The sequence below is a fragment of the Kitasatospora sp. NPDC047058 genome (genome assembly GCF_040643935.1).
Classification (GTDB): domain Bacteria; phylum Actinomycetota; class Actinomycetes; order Streptomycetales; family Streptomycetaceae; genus Kitasatospora.
The window spans coordinates 18,321-35,455 of record NZ_JBEYVJ010000052.1 but is presented as its reverse complement, the minus strand read 5'-3'; the positions used below and the strand labels follow the sequence as shown (position 1 = coordinate 35,455).

Annotated in this window: 15 protein-coding genes; 8 read left to right on the top strand and 7 right to left on the bottom strand. The window is 70.9% G+C overall.

All coding sequences use genetic code 11. The features are described from left to right. Window positions 1-52: 52 nt before the first annotated feature. The 4 genes from ABZ885_RS11180 to sdhC are packed head-to-tail and all read right to left on the bottom strand — an operon-like array spanning window position 53 to window position 3,502. The gene (locus tag ABZ885_RS11180) at window positions 53-826 is read right to left on the bottom strand and encodes a succinate dehydrogenase iron-sulfur subunit (protein ID WP_360186423.1); all 774 of its coding nucleotides are present in this window, start codon (window positions 824-826) and stop codon (window positions 53-55) included. Further along, a complete protein-coding gene (sdhA, locus tag ABZ885_RS11175; RefSeq protein WP_360186420.1) occupies window positions 826-2,568 on the bottom strand; it encodes a succinate dehydrogenase flavoprotein subunit in 1,743 nt (580 codons plus the stop codon). The genes ABZ885_RS11180 and sdhA overlap by 1 nt, the downstream gene beginning before the upstream one ends. A 53-nt stretch (window positions 2,569-2,621) precedes the next feature. Then, window positions 2,622-3,113, bottom strand: a complete 492-nt coding sequence (locus ABZ885_RS11170; protein WP_360186418.1) for a succinate dehydrogenase hydrophobic membrane anchor subunit — start codon at window positions 3,111-3,113, stop codon at window positions 2,622-2,624. 8 nt (window positions 3,114-3,121) lie between these two features. Next, window positions 3,122-3,502, bottom strand: coding sequence for a succinate dehydrogenase, cytochrome b556 subunit (gene sdhC, locus ABZ885_RS11165; protein ID WP_360186429.1), 381 nt, complete (start codon window positions 3,500-3,502; stop codon window positions 3,122-3,124). A 255-nt stretch (window positions 3,503-3,757) separates the two neighbouring features. On the opposite strand from sdhC, the gene ABZ885_RS11160 reads away from it, so the two are divergent. Continuing rightward, a complete protein-coding gene (locus tag ABZ885_RS11160) occupies window positions 3,758-4,522 on the top strand; it encodes a hypothetical protein (protein WP_360186415.1) in 765 nt (254 codons plus the stop codon). A gap of 7 nt (window positions 4,523-4,529) precedes the next feature. Here ABZ885_RS11160 and ABZ885_RS11155 read toward each other — a convergent pair whose 3' ends face one another. From ABZ885_RS11155 to ABZ885_RS11145, 3 genes are all read right to left on the bottom strand, one after another. After that, window positions 4,530-5,015: a 2-oxo-4-hydroxy-4-carboxy-5-ureidoimidazoline decarboxylase gene (locus ABZ885_RS11155; protein ID WP_360186412.1), complete on the bottom strand. Its 486-nt coding sequence runs from the start codon at window positions 5,013-5,015 to the stop codon at window positions 4,530-4,532. A 370-nt stretch (window positions 5,016-5,385) separates the two neighbouring features. Continuing rightward, window positions 5,386-7,041 carry an alpha/beta hydrolase gene (locus tag ABZ885_RS11150; RefSeq protein WP_360186409.1) on the bottom strand — a complete coding sequence of 552 codons (1,656 nt, stop codon included), beginning with the start codon at window positions 7,039-7,041 and terminating at the stop codon, window positions 5,386-5,388. Window positions 7,042-7,109: 68 nt separating this feature from the next. After that, window positions 7,110-7,865 carry an SDR family oxidoreductase gene (locus ABZ885_RS11145; RefSeq protein WP_360186406.1) on the bottom strand — a complete coding sequence of 252 codons (756 nt, stop codon included), beginning with the start codon at window positions 7,863-7,865 and terminating at the stop codon, window positions 7,110-7,112. A 109-nt stretch (window positions 7,866-7,974) separates the two neighbouring features. Here ABZ885_RS11145 and ABZ885_RS11140 point away from each other — a divergent pair, with 109 nt between their 5' ends. The 7 genes from ABZ885_RS11140 (at window position 7,975) to ABZ885_RS11110 (ending at window position 17,092) form a co-directional block, all read left to right on the top strand. Then, entirely contained in the window at window positions 7,975-9,564 is a 1,590-nt protein-coding gene (locus ABZ885_RS11140) for a methylmalonyl-CoA mutase family protein (RefSeq protein WP_360186403.1), read from the top strand. Window positions 9,565-9,754: 190 nt separating this feature from the next. Next, entirely contained in the window at window positions 9,755-11,047 is a 1,293-nt protein-coding gene (locus ABZ885_RS11135; protein ID WP_360186400.1) for an amidohydrolase, read from the top strand. Window positions 11,048-11,313: 266 nt separating this feature from the next. Next, window positions 11,314-12,369 (top strand): BMP family ABC transporter substrate-binding protein, encoded by a 1,056-nt coding sequence (locus tag ABZ885_RS11130; protein ID WP_360186397.1) that lies wholly within the window; start codon window positions 11,314-11,316, stop codon window positions 12,367-12,369. Between the two features lie 254 nt (window positions 12,370-12,623). Beyond that, a complete protein-coding gene (locus ABZ885_RS11125; protein ID WP_360186426.1) occupies window positions 12,624-14,255 on the top strand; it encodes an ABC transporter ATP-binding protein in 1,632 nt (543 codons plus the stop codon). A 4-nt stretch (window positions 14,256-14,259) separates the two neighbouring features. Beyond that, on the top strand, window positions 14,260-15,432 hold the full coding sequence (locus tag ABZ885_RS11120) for an ABC transporter permease (RefSeq protein WP_360186394.1): 1,173 nt from the start codon (window positions 14,260-14,262) through the stop codon (window positions 15,430-15,432). Next, a complete protein-coding gene (locus ABZ885_RS11115; protein ID WP_360186391.1) occupies window positions 15,429-16,694 on the top strand; it encodes an ABC transporter permease in 1,266 nt (421 codons plus the stop codon). Before ABZ885_RS11120 ends, ABZ885_RS11115 begins: the two co-directional genes overlap by 4 nt. Next, window positions 16,691-17,092 (top strand): cytidine deaminase, encoded by a 402-nt coding sequence (locus ABZ885_RS11110; protein WP_360186388.1) that lies wholly within the window; start codon window positions 16,691-16,693, stop codon window positions 17,090-17,092. Before ABZ885_RS11115 ends, ABZ885_RS11110 begins: the two co-directional genes overlap by 4 nt. Window positions 17,093-17,135 lie beyond the last annotated feature (43 nt).

Sequence of the window (17,135 nt, the reverse complement as noted above, 5' to 3'; positions counted from 1 at the left end):
CCGCCCGATCGGTGGATCGGGCGGGGGCCTCCGGTGTGCCGGGCGGGGTGCCTCAGAAGCGGCGGGTGACCAGCGCCCGCTTCACTTCCTGGATCGCCTTGGTGACCTCGATGCCACGGGGGCAGGCCTCCGAGCAGTTGAAGGTGGTCCGGCAGCGCCAGACGCCCTCGCGGTCGTTCAGGATCTCCAGCCGCTGCTCCGCACCCTCGTCGCGCGAGTCGAAGATGAAGCGGTGCGCGTTGACGATCGCGGCCGGGCCGAAGTACTGGCCGTCGTTCCAGAAGACCGGGCAGGACGACGTGCACGCGGCGCACAGGATGCACTTGGTGGTGTCGTCGAAGCGCTCGCGGTCCTCGGCGGACTGCAGGCGCTCACGCGTCGGGTCGTTCCCCTTGGTGATGAGGAACGGCATGACGTCCTTGTACGCCTGGAAGAACGGGTCCATGTCCACGACCAGGTCCTTGAGGACCGTGAGGCCCTTGATGGCCTCGATCGTGATCGGCTTCTCCGGGTTGACGTCCTTGATCAGGGTCTTGCACGCCAGCCGGTTGCGGCCGTTGATCCGCATGGCGTCGGAGCCGCAGATGCCGTGGGCACAGGAACGGCGGTAGGTGAGGGTGCCGTCCTGCTCCCACTTGATCTTGTTGAGCGCGTCCAGGACGCGCTCCTTCGGGTCCATCTCCAGCTGGTAGTCCACCCACACCGGGTCCGGGTGCTCCTCCGGGTTGAACCGGCGGATCCGGAAGGTGACGGTGATCAGCTGCGTGCCACCGGCCTCGACCGCGTCCAGAGCGGCCGAGTGCTTCTCCACAGTCGGAGTGCTCATCAGTACTTACGCTCCATCGGCTGGTAGCGGGTCGTGACGACCGGCTTGTAGTCGAGGCGGATGGAGGTGGTGCCGTCCTCGGCCACCTCCTGGTACGCCATGGTGTGCTGCATGAACTTCACGTCGTCACGGGTCGGGAAGTCCTCGCGGTAGTGACCGCCGCGCGACTCCTCGCGGGCCAGCGCGGACACGGCCAGCACCTCGGCCAGGTCGAGCAGGTTGCCCAGCTCGACGGCCTCCAGCAGGTCCGTGTTGTAACGGAAGCCCTTGTCCTGGATGGCGACGTTCTTGTACCGCTCACGCAGCGCGGCGATGTCCTCGACGGCCTGCTTCAGGGTGGCACCGGTGCGGTAGACCATGGCGTTGGCGTCCATGGTCTCCTGCAGCTCCTTGCGGATCTGCGCCACGGACTCGGTGCCGGTGGACTCGCGGAGGCCCTCGACCAGGGCCTGGACCTTCTCGGCCGGGTTCTCGGGCAGCTCGACGAAGTCGTTCGCGTTGGCGAAGTCGGCGGCGGCGATGCCCGCGCGACGGCCGAACACGTTGATGTCGAGCAGCGAGTTGGTGCCGAGGCGGTTGGCGCCGTGCACGGACACGCAGGCGACCTCGCCGGCCGCGTACAGGCCCGGGACGATGTCGGTGTTGTTGCGCAGGACCTCACCCTCGACGTTCGTCGGGATGCCGCCCATGGCGTAGTGCGCGGTGGGCTGGATCGGGATCGGGTCCGTGTAGGGCTCGATGCCGAGGTAGGTGCGCGCGAACTCGGTGATGTCCGGCAGCTTGGCGTCCAGCTGCTCCGGCGGCAGGTGGGTGAGGTCCAGGTAGACGTGGTCGCCCTCCGGACCGCAGCCGCGGCCTTCGCGGATCTCGGTGTAGATCGCGCGGGAGCAGACGTCACGGGACGCGAGGTCCTTCATGACGGGGGCGTAGCGCTCCATGAAGCGCTCGCCGTCCTTGTTGCGCAGGATGCCGCCCTCGCCGCGGGCGCCCTCGGTGAGCAGGATGCCCATGCGCCAGATGCCCGTCGGGTGGAACTGGAAGAACTCCATGTCCTCCAGCGGCAGGCCGCGGCGGTAGACCAGGGCCTGGCCGTCACCGGTGAGGGTGTGGGCGTTGGAGGAGACCTTGAAGAACTTGCCGGTGCCGCCGGAGGCGAACACGACCGACTTGGCCTGGAAGACGTGGATCTCGCCGGTGGCCAGCTCGTAGGCGACGACGCCGGCCGTCTTGCCCTCGTTGATCAGCAGGTCGAGGACGTAGAACTCGTTGAAGAACTCGACGCCGTGCTTGACGCAGTTCTGGAACAGCGTCTGGAGGATCATGTGGCCGGTGCGGTCGGCCGCGTAGCAGGAACGGCGGACCGGGGCCTCGCCGTGGTTGCGGGAGTGACCGCCGAAGCGGCGCTGGTCGATCCGGCCCTGCTCGGTGCGGGAGAAGGGGAGACCCATCTTCTCCAGGTCGAGGACGGCGTCGATGGCCTCCTTGCACATGATCTCGGCGGCGTCCTGGTCGACCAGGTAGTCACCACCCTTGACCGTGTCGAAGGTGTGCCACTCCCAGTTGTCCTCCTCGACGTTGGCGAGGGCGGCGCACATGCCGCCCTGGGCCGCGCCGGTGTGGGACCGGGTGGGGTAGAGCTTGGTGAGCACCGCGGTGCGGGTGCGCTGGGTCGACTCGATGGCCGCGCGCATGCCGGCGCCGCCGGCGCCGACGATGACGGTGTCGTACTGGTGAATCTGCATGGGGGGTTAACTCGCCTCTGGCCTCTGCCGATGTCCGATTAGATGCTCGCGGCTCAGATGTTGGGGTCGAAGGTGAAGATCACCAGGGTGCCGAGCAGCACGGTGAAGACCGTGGCGACGCCCATGAGCCCCTTGAGCCAGAGCCGGGTGGAGTCCTTCTCGGCGTAGTCGTTGATGACCGTCCGCATGCCGTTGGCGCCGTGCAGCATGGCCAGCCAGAGCATCGTGAGGTCCCAGCCCTGCCAGAACGGCGAGGCCCAGCGGCCGGCCACGAAGGCGAAGCCGATCCTGGAGACGCCGCCGTCGAGCACCAGCATGATCAGCAGGTGGCCCAGGATCAGCACCACGAGGACGATGCCGGACAGGCGCATGAAGAGCCAGGCCAGCATCTCGAAGTTGGTGCGGGTGCGGCGCGGGGTCTTCGTGCTCCGCTGGCGGGCCGGCTCGATCACGAAGGCGTCGGCCGGGTTACCGGTGCCGAGGCCCTTGCCGGTGTGCGCCTGGGCGGAGGGGACCACCAGGGCGTCGGAGATTTCCGTGGACATGTCTCAGATCACTTCCCGAACCACGTGAGCAGCGTGTGCTGAAGGATCGGGTAGAAGGCGCCGGCCATCAGGACGACCCACACCCCGACGACGGTCCAGAGCATCTGCTTCTGGAACTTCGGGCCCTTCGACCAGAAGTCGACGGCGACGACCCGCAGGCCGTTGAGCGCGTGGAACAGGATGGCGGCCGTGAGGCCGTACTCCATCAGGTTCACCAGAGGCGTCTTGTACGTCTGAATGACGTTGTCGTAATCCTCGGGCGACACCCGCACCAGCGCGGTGTCCAGGACATGGGCGAACAGGAAGAAGAAGATGAGGACGCCGGTGACTCGATGAGCCACCCAGCTCCACATGCCTTCCCGGCCGCGGTACAGCGTTCCAGCCGGCACGGAAAAACCCTCCGGAAGCGGATTGGGGGCTCGGCCGGCTTCGGTGTCGGTCAGCCCGGCCGGGTACGGTCCACCGGCCGCGAGCATCCTATCGACGCCTTCTCGTGAACCGCCTCCGGGGGCCCAAGGTGTGATCAATCAGGCACGACTGGCCTAGTAGGGCGGGAACCAAGGCCTGGATGTGTACGCAGGGTGACCGTCCGGGTGCGCTACGGTGGCCGCCCGCTCCCGCGCCGACACCCTGACGAGGCCCCCGTGCCGCTCCGCCCGTCCCGCCCGTCCGCCCCCGCCGTCGTCTGCGCCCTGCTGCTGGCGGCGGGCTGCACCACGGTCGGGGGCTCCGCCGACCGGGCCGGCCCGGCCCGCGAGCTGTCCGCCGCCGAGCTGCGGGCGGCCGCGGTGGCCGACGCCGACCTCGGGCCCGGGTACACGGTGACGGTGATGACGCCCGGTCACGGCGAGACCGGCTCGGGCGGCGCCCGGGAGGTGGCCGACCTGCCCGCCTGCCAGCCGCTGCTGGACGCGGTGACCCCGGCGGTGTCGGTGGGCGGCACCTCGCCCACGCCCGGTCCGGGGGACCCGTACACCGAGACCGACCTGAGCGTGGCCCGGGCGGCGGATCCGCGGGGCGGGGTGTACGGAGGACTGCTGGGCTACCGGCCCGGGCGGGCCGCGCAGCTCCAGGAGGGGCTGGAGGAGCTGTTCGACGCGTGTGCCTCCTTCACCTCCACCGCCCCGGCGCCGCCCTCCGACCGGAACCGGAAGGGGGTGCGGACGAAGCACCGGCTGACCCGGGACGACACGCCCACGCTCGGGGGAGCCGAGGCGGTCACCGGGTTCACCCTGACGAATGAATCGGGATCGGTGGTGCTCTCCCAGCGTGCGGTGGTGGCCAGGGTCGGCCCGGCGCTGGCGGTCTTCACCACGGTGGGCGTCGGCGCGGAGCCGGCCCCCGCCCCGGACGAGCGGATCGTCCGGCAGCAGGTGGCCAAGCTCCGCGCCGCGCAGGCGAGGAGGTGAGCCGGGCTCAGCGCGCCCCGGCCTCCGAGTGGGTCGCGACCAGGTGCTCCAGCCGGGTGAGCGCGATCCGGCGCAGTTCGTCCGAGGCGATCAGCCGCTCCTCGTCCGGGTCGTTGGCCAGCCGGGTGCGGATGGAGCCGAGCACGGTGTCGAGCATTTCCTCGGGGGCGACGCCCTCCAGGCAGACCACGAAGACGTGCCCGAACCGGGCCTCGTACGCGGCGTGGGCCGCGCGCAGTGCGGTGTGGGCGGCCTGGCTGCCGGGAGCGCGCATGCCGAGCAGGGGCTGTGGCATCCAGCTCTCGTCCGCCAGGGCCTCGGCCAGGTCGGCCGGGCGCAGGTCGTAGGAGGCCTCGCTGGCGGCGGCCAGCAGGGACTCTATGTCGGGGTAGGGCCGGTGCGCGGTGAGCCGGAGGGCCCAGCGGTGGCTGCCGCAGCAGGCCAGCAGGGCCTCCTCGGCGGCGCCGGCGTCGGCCTCGTTGAAGCGGTGCAACCCGAGGAGGGTCGGCTCGGACCGGGGGTCGAGCCGCTGTGACGGGATGTCGCTGGCCAGCGGGTCCTCCTCGTGAGGGCGGGAAGGGGCCGGTGGAACGGGAGGTGGAGCAGATGAAGTATCGAGGCTGCGGGGTGGTGTCCAGCGCCCGCCGGGCAGCGGCTCAACCGTAGTTGAGCAGTCATCGGTTGGGGAGGGTGCGCGCGGAATTCATCCGATCGAGCTATCAAGTCGTGACGTTGACACCTCGGTGTCAGCGCCCTCCCGGTTCCCGTCCGTCGGCGGACCCGGCTGTCGGCCCGGTGCGGACCCGCGTGCCGGCCCGCTGCGGCCCGGGCCCCGGCGCCGCCGCCGGGGCCCGCTCGTGCCGTCAGGAGCAGCGCGTCCCGGCCGCCGGCATCGTGCCGTCGACGAGGTAGGCCTCCAGCGCGGCGTCGATGCAGCCGTTGCCCTTGCCGAAGGCGCCGTGGCCCTCGCCCACCCGGGTCAGCAGGGTGGCGTTGGCGAAGCCCTTGGCCAGCGCCTCGGCGGAGGCGTACGGGGTGGCCGGGTCGCCGGTGGAGCCGACCACCAGGATCGGGGCGCTGCCCTCGGCCCGGATGGTGTGCGGCTTCTCCGGGGTCTTGAAGGGCCAGTACGCGCAGGAGGGCTCGGTGTAGTCCTCGACCGAGACGCCCTTGGAGATCAGCGGGGCCTCCGCCTGGAGCTTGGCCACCAGCTGCTGGGCGCGCTCGGGGGTCGGGGCCGGGCGGGAGCTGTCGGCGCAGCTGATCGCGCCGTTCGCCTCGTCCATCGGGCTGTAGTGGCCGTTCTCGTCGCGGCCGTTGTACCCGTCGGCGAACGACAGCAGCGGGTCCGGCTTGTTGCCGATCATCGCCCAGCCGAGTCCGTTGCGCAGGTTCTGCCAGGCGATCTTCTCGTCGCCGTAGAGCATCGACATGACGCCGGTCCAGGCGAGGTCGGTGCCGAGCTTGCGGCCGTCCTTGGCGGTCATCGGGTGGTCGCGCAGGCCGTCGAGGAAGTCGGCGGCCTTCTTGGCGGCCTTGGCCGGGTCCTTGCCGAGCGGGCACTCGGCGCCGTGGTTCTCCACGCAGTCGGCGGCGAAGCGCTCGAAGGACTTCTCGAAGCCGATCTGCTGGTCGACGCCGTGGTCCAGCTTGTCCTGGGCGGGGTCGACGGCGCCGTCGAGGATCAGCCGGCCGGTGTTCTGCGGGAACTCCTCGGCGTAGAGCGCGCCGAGGTAGGTGCCGTAGGAGATGCCGAGGTAGTTGAGCTTCTTGTCGCCGGAGACGGCGCGCAGCACGTCCAGGTCGCGGGCGGTGTTGCGGGTGCCGACGAAGGGCAGCAGCTTCCCGGACTTCGCCTGGCAGGCGGCGGCGTGCTCGGTGGCGTTCTTGACGTGCTCGGCCTTGCGGGCCGCCGGGTCGAGCGGGGTGTCGGACTCGTTGCGGGCGTCCATCTGCTTGTCGTCGAAGCAGACGACCGGCGAGCTCTCGCCGGTGCCGCGGGGGTCGAAGCCGATCACGTCGAAGCGGTTGTGCAGGGCGCCGTCGTACTCCTTGGCGCCGTACTTGACCATCTCGACGCCGGAACCGCCCGGGCCGCCCGGGTTGACCATCAGCGAGCCGATCCGCTGCTCGGGCTTGGCGGCCGGCAGCTTGATCAGCGCGAGGTCGAGGGCGTCGGCGCCGGGGTTGGCGTAGTCGAGCGGGACGTGCAGCTTCCCGCACTGCATCCCGGATATGTCGATCTTGGCCTTGGCGGCGGCCGGGTCGGCCGGGCAGGCGGCCCAGGCGATCTGCTGGCCGTAGAACGGCTTGAGCGCCGGGTCGTCGGCACCCGTGGGCTTGGGGGTCGGCGTCGGCGTCGCGGTGGCCGTCGGGGCCGCTGTGGTGGCCGGGGAGGTGCCGGCGGCCTGGTCCTGAGCGGGCTTGGTGCTGTCGTTGCAGGCGGAGACGAGGAGCAGGGTGCCGGTCGCCAGGGCGGCGAGCAGGACCCGCGGGCGGGCAGCCCGGAGAGTGTTCATCGCACGTGTGTACCACTGGCGGCCGACACGTCCGATCATGGCCCCCCGGGCTGCCCGCCCGCCGGGCGTCAGGCCCGGTGCACCTTGTGGTTGGCCGCCTGGGCGCGCGGGCGCACCACCAGCAGGTCGATGTTGACGTGCGAGGGCCGGGTGACCGCCCAGGCGACGGTGTCCGCGACGTCCTCCGAGGTCAGCGGCTCGGCCACGCCCGCGTACACGGCAGCCGCCTTGTCCTCGTCACCGCGGAACCGGGTGACGGCGAAGCCCTCGGACTTCACCATGCCCGGCGCGATCTCGATCACCCGGATCGGCTCGCCGCACAGCTCCAGCCGCAGCGTCGCCGCGATGGTGTGCGCCGCGTGCTTCGCCGCCACGTAGCCGCCGCCGCCCTCGTACGCGGCCAGCGCCGCGGTGGAGGAGAGGACGAGGACGGTGCCGTCGCCGCTCGCCCGCAGGGCCGGCAACAGCGCCTGCGTCACGTGCAGCACGCCCAGCACGTTCACCTGGTACATGGCCAGCCAGTCGGCCGGGTCGCCGGCCTCCACCGACTCCGCGCCGATCGCCCCGCCGGCGTTGTTGACCAGGACGTCCACTCGGCCGACCCCGGCCGCGAAGGCGTCCACGGCGGCCCGGTCGGTCACGTCCAGCGTGACCGCCCGGGCCGAACCGCCGGTGCCGGCGATCTCCTTGGCCAGTGCCTCGATCCGCTCGGTCCGCCGGGCGGTCAGCACCACGTCGAAGCCCTCGGCCGCGAGCCGGCGGGCGGTCGCCGCGCCGATTCCGCTGCTCGCACCGGTGACCACGGCCACCTTCTGCTCGCTCATTGCCACTCCTGAGATATCCGGTCGTTGTGCCGATCATCTCAATGGTGTCCGCGCGGCCCGACGGGGCCTAGATTGCGAGGGGATGGAGTGCACCCCCCGGGAGGACACCATGGCAGCCGAGCCGCGTCGCACCGAGTCGGGCTTCCCCGTCGAGCCGCTCTACGGCCCCGAGGCGCTGGAGGGCTGGGACCCGCAGGAACGCCTCGGCCGGCCGGGGGAGTACCCGTACACCCGCGGCGTCTACCCGACCATGTACACCGGCCGGCCGTGGACGATGCGCCAGTACGCCGGCTTCGGCACCGCCGCCGAGTCCAACGCCCGCTACCGGCAGCTGATCGCCGGCGGCTCCACCGGCCTCTCGGTCGCCTTCGACCTGCCCACCCAGATGGGCTACGACTCGGACGCCCGCCTCGCGGCCGGCGAGGTCGGCAAGGTCGGGGTGGCGATCGACAGCGTCGAGGACATGGGCGTCCTGTTCGAGGGCATCCCGCTGGGCGAGGTCTCCACCTCGATGACGATCAACGCGCCGGCCGGCCCGCTGCTGCTCCTCTACCAGCTGGTCGGCGAGGCCCAGGGCGTCCCGCCGGCCCGGCTGACCGGCACCGTGCAGAACGACGTGCTGAAGGAGTACATCGCCCGCGGCACCTACATCTTCCCGCCCAAGCCCTCGCTGCGGCTGGTCGCGGACGTGTTCCGGTACTGCCGGGCCGAGATCCCCCGGTGGAACACGATCTCGATCTCCGGCTACCACATGGCCGAGGCCGGGGCCGACCCGGCGCAGGAGATCGCCTTCACCCTCGCCAACGGCATCGAGTACGTCCGCACCGCGCTCGCGGCCGGCATGGCGGTCGACGACTTCGCGCCCCGGCTCTCCTTCTTCTTCGTGGCCCGCACCACGCTGCTGGAGGAGGTGGCCAAGTTCCGCGCCGCCCGCCGGATCTGGGCCCGCGTCATGCGCGAGGAGTTCGGCGCGAAGGACCCGAGGTCGCAGATGCTCCGCTTCCACACCCAGACCGCCGGGGTGCAGCTGACCGCGCAGCAGCCCGAGGTCAACCTGGTCCGGGTCTCGGTGCAGGCGCTGGCGGCGGTGTTCGGCGGCACCCAGTCGCTGCACACCAACAGCTTCGACGAGGCGATCGCGCTGCCCACCGAGAAGGCCGCCCGGCTGGCCCTGCGCACCCAGCAGGTGCTCGCCCACGAGACCGACGTGACCGCGACCGTCGACCCGTTCGCCGGCTCCTACGTGGTCGAGTCGCTGACCGACGAGGTGGAGGCCGCCGCCCTGGCGCTGATGGCCCGGGTCGAGGAGCTGGGCGGCGCGGTGGCCGCGATCGAGGCCGGCCACCAGAAGGCCGAGATCGAGCGCACGGCCTACCGCGTCCAGCAGGAGACCGACTCCGGGGAGCGGACGGTGGTCGGGGTGAACCGCTTCCGCCTGGACGCCGAGGAGCCCTACCGGCCGCTGCGGGTGGACCCGGCGATCGAGGCGGAGCAGGCCGGACGGCTGGCCCGGCTGCGGGCCGGGCGGGACTCGGCGGCGGTCCGCCGCTCGCTGGACGCGCTCCGCCGGGCGGCCGCGGGCCGCGACAACGTGCTGTACCCGATGCGGGAGGCGCTGGCGGCCACGGCCACGCTCGGTGAGGTCTGCGACGCGCTGCGCGAGGTGTGGGGAACGCACACCCCCACCGAGCGGTTCTGAAGGATCGTCACACCGCGGTCCCCGCGCGCCCGTGACCGTCGGCGCGGACGGTCGTTGCACAGGGCACGCACCAGGGGAAGGCGGCTGAAACGAGATGTCATACCCACCTGCCCGGCCGGTATGCGCCCATCCGGGGACTTCTTTTCGGGAAGTCGGGCCAAATCCCCCCAACAGGCCTACTCTTGTTGAGATGAACCGTCCTGACTCCGACCAGCCGGCCGTCACGCTCACCGCCGCCCGCCCCGCCGCCGACCTGCGCGGCAGGGTCAGAGCGCTGGAGCCCGAACTGATCGCCTTCCGCCGCGATCTGCACCGGCACCCGGAGCTGGGCCGGCAGGAGTTCCGCACCACCGGCCTGCTGCGTGACCGGCTGACGGCGGCCGGCCTGGCCCCGCGGGTGCTGCCCGGCGGCACCGGGATGATCGTCGACATCGTCCCGGCCGGGACGGCGCGCGGCGCCGAGTTCCTGGCCTTCCGCGCGGACATCGACGCCCTGCCGATCGACGACGCCAAGACGGACGTGCCCTACCGCTCCACCGTCCCGGGCCGGGCCCACGCCTGCGGCCACGACGTGCACACCTCGGTCGTACTGGGAACGGCCCTGCTGCTGGCGGAGGCCGCCCGCACCGGCGAGCTGCGCCGCCCGGTCCGGCTGGTCTTCCAGCCCGCCGAGGAGGTCATGCCGGGCGGGGCGCTGGACGTGATCAACGCGGGCGGGATGGACGGCGTCGGCCGGATCTTCGCGGTGCACTGCGACCCCAAGGTGGAGGTCGGCCGGATCGGACTGCGGACCGGGGCGATCACCTCGGCCTGCGACCGGCTGGTGCTCCACCTGGACGGCCCCGGCGGCCACACCGCCCGCCCGCACCTGACCACCGACCTGGTGACCGCGATCGCCCGGATGGCCGCCGACCTGCCGGCCGCCCTGGCCCGCCGGATGGACCCGCGCTGGGGCGTCAGCCTGGTCTGGGGCCGGATCGCCTCCGGCTCCGCGCCCAACGTGATCCCGCAGCACGCCGAGCTGGAGGGCACGGTCCGCTGCCTGGAGCTGGCCGGCTGGCGCGAGGCGCCGGACCTGCTGCACGAGCTGATCGCCAAGCTGGCCGAGACCTACCGGGCGAAGTGGACGCTCGACTACCACCGCGGGGTGCCGCCGGTGGTGAACGAGGCGGTCTCGGTGGGCCTGCTGGACGCCGCCATGACGGCCCGGTTCGGGCCGGACGGCGGCGAGGTGGTGGAGGACACCGAGCAGAGCCTCGGCGGAGAGGACTTCTCCTGGTACCTGGAGCACGCCCCGGGCGCGCTGGCCCGGCTCGGCGTCCGCGCCCCCGGTGACACCACCGTGCGCGACCTGCACCAGGGCCGCTTCGACGTGGACGAGCGGGCGATCGGGGTCGGCGTGGAGCTGTTCGCGGCGCTGGCGCTGGACGCGGGGCAGGGCCCGGCGGGGCCGGACGCGGGGCAGGGGCCGGTGGGGCGGTAGCGGAGCGTAGGGGCGGGGGAGCACGGGGCGCGGGCCCTGGGCCTGCCCGGTTTGTCGGAATCCGGGCTTTATGTTCGGTTACGTAAACTGGGCTGCGCCAGTTCCGAGCACCCCTCGTGGAGCGGAAAGGAGCCTCGGGGAGACCGTGAGACCACGGTTTGATAACAACCCGAATGCTCCGGCGGCCCGTAACCCAACCGTGTTCTACGCGCGTTACGGTGGCGTCCGACCACGCTAAACGGGTGCGTGTAGAAGGAGATACTCCCTTGCGCCGTTCAACTAAGCTCGCCGCGGTTGTGCTCTCGGGTTCCCTGGGCATCGCCTCGCTCGCCGCTTGCGGCGCAAAGAGCAACGACACCACCGCTTCCTCCGGTTCCTCCGAGGGCAGCCTCAAGGTCGGTATGGCCTACGACATCGGCGGTCGTGGCGACCAGTCGTTCAACGACTCCGCCGCCCGCGGTCTGGACAAGGCCAAGGCCGACCTGGGCGTCGCCGTCACCGAGGCCGACGCCAAGACCGGCGAGGCCGAGGCCGACAAGGAGACCCGCCTCAAGAACCTGGTCACGGCCGGTTACAACCCGATCATCGCGGTTGGCTTCGTGTACCAGTCGGCGGTCGAGAAGGTCGCCAAGGAGAACCCGAACACCAAGTTCGCGATCATCGACTCGGCCTCCCAGACCCAGCCGAGCAACGTCACCTCGCTGACCTTCTCGGAGCAGGAGGGCTCGTACCTGGCCGGTGTGGCCGCCGCCCTCAAGAGCAAGGCCAAGCACATCGGCTTCATCGGCGGTGTGCAGTCCGAGCTGATCAAGAAGTTCGAGGCCGGTTACGTGGCCGGTGCGAAGTCCGTCGCCCCGGACATCAAGATCGAGACCACCTACCTGACCACGCCCCCGGACTTCTCCGGCTTCAACTCGCCCGACAAGGGCAAGGAGGCCGCGCAGGGCCAGCTCGACAAGGGTGCGGACGTCATCTACTCCGCGGCCGGCTCCTCCGGTAACGGCGCCATCGAGGCCGTCGCCAACAAGCAGGGCGCCCTGGCCATCGGTGTCGACTCCGACCAGGCCAGCCAGCCGGCCCTGTCGAAGTACAAGAACAGCATCCTGACCTCGATGGTCAAGAACGTCGACAAGGCCGTCTACGCCTACATCGAGTCGGCCAAGAAGGGCTCCGTCTTCACCGGCGTGAAGAACTTCGACCTCAAGGCCGATGGTGTCTCGCTCGCCACCACCGGCGGCAAGATCGACGACATCAAGGGCAAGCTCGACGAGGCCGCCAACGCCATCAAGACCGGCGCCACCACCGTCCCGACCGCTCCGTAAGGCGCGCCCGGACGTCGCTGCCGCTGCCACCTGCCCGGCAGCGCAATGATTGACGCAGCATCAGGGAGGGGCCCGGAAGGGTGCGCTCAGTGCGTACCCCCGGGCCCCGTCCCGTCCCTCCACCGTTTTTTCTTTTGGCCCTCCAGCGCAACGACGCGCCTCCAGACCACCAGGAGATCGCCATCACCGCATCCGACCCCGCCCTCAGCAAGGGCGGTACCCCCAGCGCGGGGACGGCGACACCGGCCGTCGAACTGCGCGGCATCACCAAGCGCTTCCCCGGCGTCGTGGCCAACCACGACATCAACCTCACCGTCGCCACCGGCACCGTGCACGCCCTGATGGGTGAGAACGGCGCCGGGAAGTCGACGCTGATGAAGATCCTCTACGGCATGCAGAAGCCGGACGAGGGCACCATCGCGATCAACGGCGAGCTGTGCGAGTTCAACACCCCGGGTGACGCCATCGCGCGCGGCATCGGCATGGTGCACCAGCACTTCATGCTCGCCGACAACCTGACCGTCTGGGAGAACGTCGTCCTCGGCGGCGAGAAGATCCACGGCATCGGCGCCAAGGCCAAGGCGAAGATCAAGGAGATCTCCGACCAGTACGGCCTGGGCGTGCGCCCGGACGCCCTGGTCGAGGACCTCGGCGTGGCCGACCGCCAGCGCGTCGAGATCCTCAAGGTGCTCTACCGCGGCGCCAAGATCCTGATCCTCGACGAGCCGACCGCGGTGCTCGTGCCGCAGGAGGTCGACGCGCTCTTCGACAACCTGCGCGACCTCAAGTCCGAGGGCGTCACCGTCATCTTCATCTCGCACAAGCTGCACGAGGTGCTGTCGGTGGCGGACGCGATCAGCGTCATCCGGCGCGGCACCACGGTCGGCGACGCCGACCCGGCGAACGTCACCGCGCGCCAGCTCGCCGAGCTGATGGTCGGCGCCGAGCTGCCCTCCCCGGAGAGCCGCGCGTCCACCGTCACCACCGACGAGATGCTGAGCGTCGAGGGTCTGCGGATCGCCAAGACCGACGCCGAGGGCATCGAGCGCGTGGTCCTGGACGACATCTCGCTGCGCATCCACAAGGGCGAGATCCTCGGCATCGCCGGTGTCGAGGGCAACGGCCAGGCCGAACTGGTCGAGGCCGTCATGGGCATGCTCCCGCTGGACGCCGGCACCGTCACCCTGGACGGCAAGGACCTCTCCGGCACGCTGACCCGCGCCCGCCGCGAGGCCGGCATCGGCTACATCCCCGAGGACCGCCACAAGCACGGCCTGCTGCTGGAGGCCCCGCTCTGGGAGAACCGGATCCTCGGCCACGTCTCCGAGAGCCCGAACTCCCGGGGTCCGCTGCTCGACCCGGCGGCCGCCCGCCGTGACACCCAGCGGATCGTCGAGGAGTTCGACGTCCGCACCCCCGGCATCGAGGTCACCGCGGCCTCCCTCTCCGGCGGCAACCAGCAGAAGCTGATCATCGGCCGCGAGATGAGCCACGAGCCCAAGCTGCTGATCGCCGCCCACCCGACCCGCGGTGTGGACGTCGGCGCGCAGGCGCAGATCTGGGAGCACATCCGGACCGCCCAGCGGGCCGGCCTCGCGGTGCTGCTGATCTCCGCCGACCTGGACGAGCTGATCGGCCTCTCCGACACCATCCGGGTGATCTACCGCGGCCGCCTGGTCGCCGACGCCGACCCGGCCACCGTGACCGCGGAGGACCTGGGCACCGCGATGACCGGTGCGGCCCGCGGCCACATCGAGTCCGAGCCGGAGGCCGTCGAGGAGTTCCACGGGATCCTCGCCGAGGGCACCGAGGCCGCGCCCGGCCCGCAGGACGCCACCCCGTCCGACACCCCCACCGACACCGCCGACCCGCAGGCGGGGGAGTAGCCACATGACCAGTACCACCCCCGCCGCCCCGAAGCCGGCGGCCAAGAGCTCCCTGGCGCAGCGGTTCAGCGTCGAGAAGATCGTGCTCGCCCTCGCGGCGCCGGTGCTCGCCGTCATCCTCTCCGTCGCGATCTGTTCGGTCCTGCTGGCGACCTCGGGCAAGAACCCGTTCGACGCCTGGGACGTGATGGTCACCTTCGGCACCAAGGCCGACGGCCAGGTGCTGATCCTGAACCGGGCCACCACGTACTACCTGGCCGCCGCGGCCGCCGCCTTCGGCTTCCGGATGAACCTCTTCAACATCGGTGTCGAGGGCCAGTACAAGGTCGCGGCGCTGTTCGCGGCGTACGTCGGCAGCCAGCTCGACCTGCCGTCGTTCATCCAGATCCCGCTGCTGCTGATCACCGCCATGCTGGTCGGTGGCCTCTACGCCAGCATCGCGGGTCTGCTGAAGGTCATGCGCGGCGTCAGCGAGGTCATCTCGACCATCATGCTGAACGCCATCGCGATCGCCATCGTGGGTCTGCTGCTCGTCCCCGGCCGCTTCGCGCCGGAGAAGGGCGGCACCACCAACGCCATCCAGACCGCCCCGGTCTCGGAGTCCAGCCACTTCTTCGCGCTCGACACCAACGGCGGCCCGCTGTACGGCTTCCTGTTCATCGCGATCCTGGTCGGCGTGGCGTTCCAGTTCACCCTGACTCGCACCCGCTTCGGCTTCGACCTGCGCGCCACCGGCCGCTCGGAGTCCGCGGCCACCGCGTCCGGCGTGAACGTCAAGCGCATGATCGTCATCTCGATGCTGGTCTCCGGCGGTCTGGCCGGTCTGATCGGCCTGCCCGAGCTGCTGCAGAACTCGTACTACTTCGGCCAGAGCTTCCAGCCGGGCCTCGGCTTCCTGGGCATCTCGGTCGCCCTGCTCGGCCGCAACAGCCCGATCGGCATGGCCTTCTCGGCCCTGCTCTTCGCCTTCCTGGACACCACCGGCGCCCTGCTGCCGAACCAGGGCGGTTTCCCGCAGGAGATCGTCCCGGTCATGCAGGGCACCATCGTCATCTGCGTCGTCGTCGCCTACGAGCTGGTGCGCCGCTACGGCCTCAAGCGCCAGCAGCAGAAGGTCGGCGCCGAGCTCGCCGCCCAGGCCGCGGCCGCCAACGAGAAGAAGGAGGTGTCGGCATGAGCACCGCCACCGCAGCCCGTGCGAAGGCGCCGGGCGCTCCCGCCAAGAAGCGCAAGATGTCCTGGCCGGTGGTGCTGCTGCTGATCGCGGGCACCCTGGTCCTCTTCTCCGCCGTGGGCATGATCACCGGCAACCACTCGCTGACCTCCTCCGGACAGGTCACCGCCGCGCTCAGCGCCGCCGTGCCGATCGGCCTGGCCGGTCTGGGCGGTCTCTGGTCCGAGCGGGCCGGCGTGGTCAACATCGGTCTCGAAGGCATGATGGTCGCCGGCACCTTCTGCGGCGCCTGGGCCGGCTTCCTGGTCAACCCCTGGGTCGGCCTGCTGGCCGGCATGCTGGGCGGTGCGCTCGGCGGTCTGCTGCACGCCGTCATCACGGTGACCTTCGGCGTCGACCACATCGTCTCCGGCGTCGGCATCAACCTGCTGATCCCCGGCATCTGCGCGTACGTCAACCGGATCTACTACAAGGACTACATCGCCGACGGCGCCGGGGCGAACCAGTCCCCGCCGGCCGATCCGCTGCCGTACATCACCATCCCCGGCCTCTCCACGGGTCTGAAGAACCTGGAGAACCACCACTGGTTCCTGGTCTCCGACGTCGCCGGTGTGCTCGGCGGCCTGGTCACCAACATCTCGGTGCTGGTGCCGCTGGCCGGTGCGCTGATCGTGGCCAGCTACTTCCTGCTCTGGCGCACGGTGTTCGGCCTGCGGCTGCGCTCCTGCGGTGAGAACCCGACGGCGGCCGAGTCGCTGGGCGTCAACGTCTACAAGTACAAGTACTACGCGGTCGTCGCCTCCGGCGCCTTCGCCGGCCTCGGCGGTGCGTACCTCTCGCTGGTCGCCGCGCACTTCTACAAGGACGGCCAGACCCTCGGCCGTGGCTTCATCGGCCTCGCGGCGATGATCTTCGGTAACTGGATGCCGGGCGGTCTCGCCATGGGCGCCGGCCTGTTCGGCTTCACCGACAGCCTCCAGCTGCGCGACCCGGAGTCGGTGCACGTGCTGATCCTGGTCGTCGCGATCGCGATGCTGCTGCTGGCGGTCTGGAACGTGTACCGCCGGAAGCTGACCAGCGCGGCGATCACCTTCGTGGTCTCCGGCGGCCTGTTCGCCTGGTACGCCCTCACCGACCAGGTGGAGCGTCCGCTGATCGTCGCCACGCCGTACGTGATCACCCTGGTGGTGCTCTCGCTGGCCTCGCAGCGCCTGCGGCCGCCGAAGGCGGACGGCCAGATCTACCGCAAGGGCCAGGGCAAGTGACGTCCGGAACGGCCCCGGTGGTCGACTGGGAGCGGCTGCGCGAGGCGGCGCGCGAGGCGATGGCCCACGCGTACGCCCCGTACAGCAAGTTCCCGGTCGGTGCCGCCGCCCTGGTGGACGACGGGCGGCTGGTCACCGGCTGCAACGTGGAGAACGCCTCGTACGGGCTCGGCCTCTGCGCCGAGTGCGGCCTGGTCTCCGCGCTGCACGCGAGCGGCGGCGGCCGGCTGACCGCCTTCACCTGTGTGGACGGGGACGGCCGGCTGCTCATGCCGTGCGGCCGCTGCCGCCAGCTGCTGTACGAGCACGGCGGGCCGGATCTGCTGGTCGAGCTGCCCTCCGGGGTGAAGCCGATGAGCGAGGTGCTCCCCGACGCGTTCGGGCCGGAGCGGCTCTAGTCCGTCTCTCTGTTACGCGCGTAGAGTGTCGCGAGTGGGCCGA

Excerpts from the sequence above, each read along its gene's own strand:
- ABZ885_RS11180 (WP_360186423.1), bottom strand. The coding sequence starts at position 826 with ATGAGCACTCCGACTGTGGAGAAGCACTCGGCCGCTCTGGACGCGGTC.
- sdhA (WP_360186420.1), bottom strand. The coding sequence starts at position 2,568 with ATGCAGATTCACCAGTACGACACCGTCATCGTCGGCGCCGGCGGCGCC.
- ABZ885_RS11170 (WP_360186418.1), bottom strand. The coding sequence starts at position 3,113 with ATGTCCACGGAAATCTCCGACGCCCTGGTGGTCCCCTCCGCCCAGGCG.
- ABZ885_RS11150 (WP_360186409.1), bottom strand. The coding sequence starts at position 7,041 with ATGAACACTCTCCGGGCTGCCCGCCCGCGGGTCCTGCTCGCCGCCCTG.
- ABZ885_RS11145 (WP_360186406.1), bottom strand. The coding sequence starts at position 7,865 with ATGAGCGAGCAGAAGGTGGCCGTGGTCACCGGTGCGAGCAGCGGAATC.
- ABZ885_RS11140 (WP_360186403.1), top strand. The coding sequence starts at position 7,975 with ATGGCAGCCGAGCCGCGTCGCACCGAGTCGGGCTTCCCCGTCGAGCCG.
- ABZ885_RS11135 (WP_360186400.1), top strand. The coding sequence starts at position 9,755 with ATGAACCGTCCTGACTCCGACCAGCCGGCCGTCACGCTCACCGCCGCC.
- ABZ885_RS11120 (WP_360186394.1), top strand. The coding sequence starts at position 14,260 with ATGACCAGTACCACCCCCGCCGCCCCGAAGCCGGCGGCCAAGAGCTCC.
- ABZ885_RS11115 (WP_360186391.1), top strand. The coding sequence starts at position 15,429 with ATGAGCACCGCCACCGCAGCCCGTGCGAAGGCGCCGGGCGCTCCCGCC.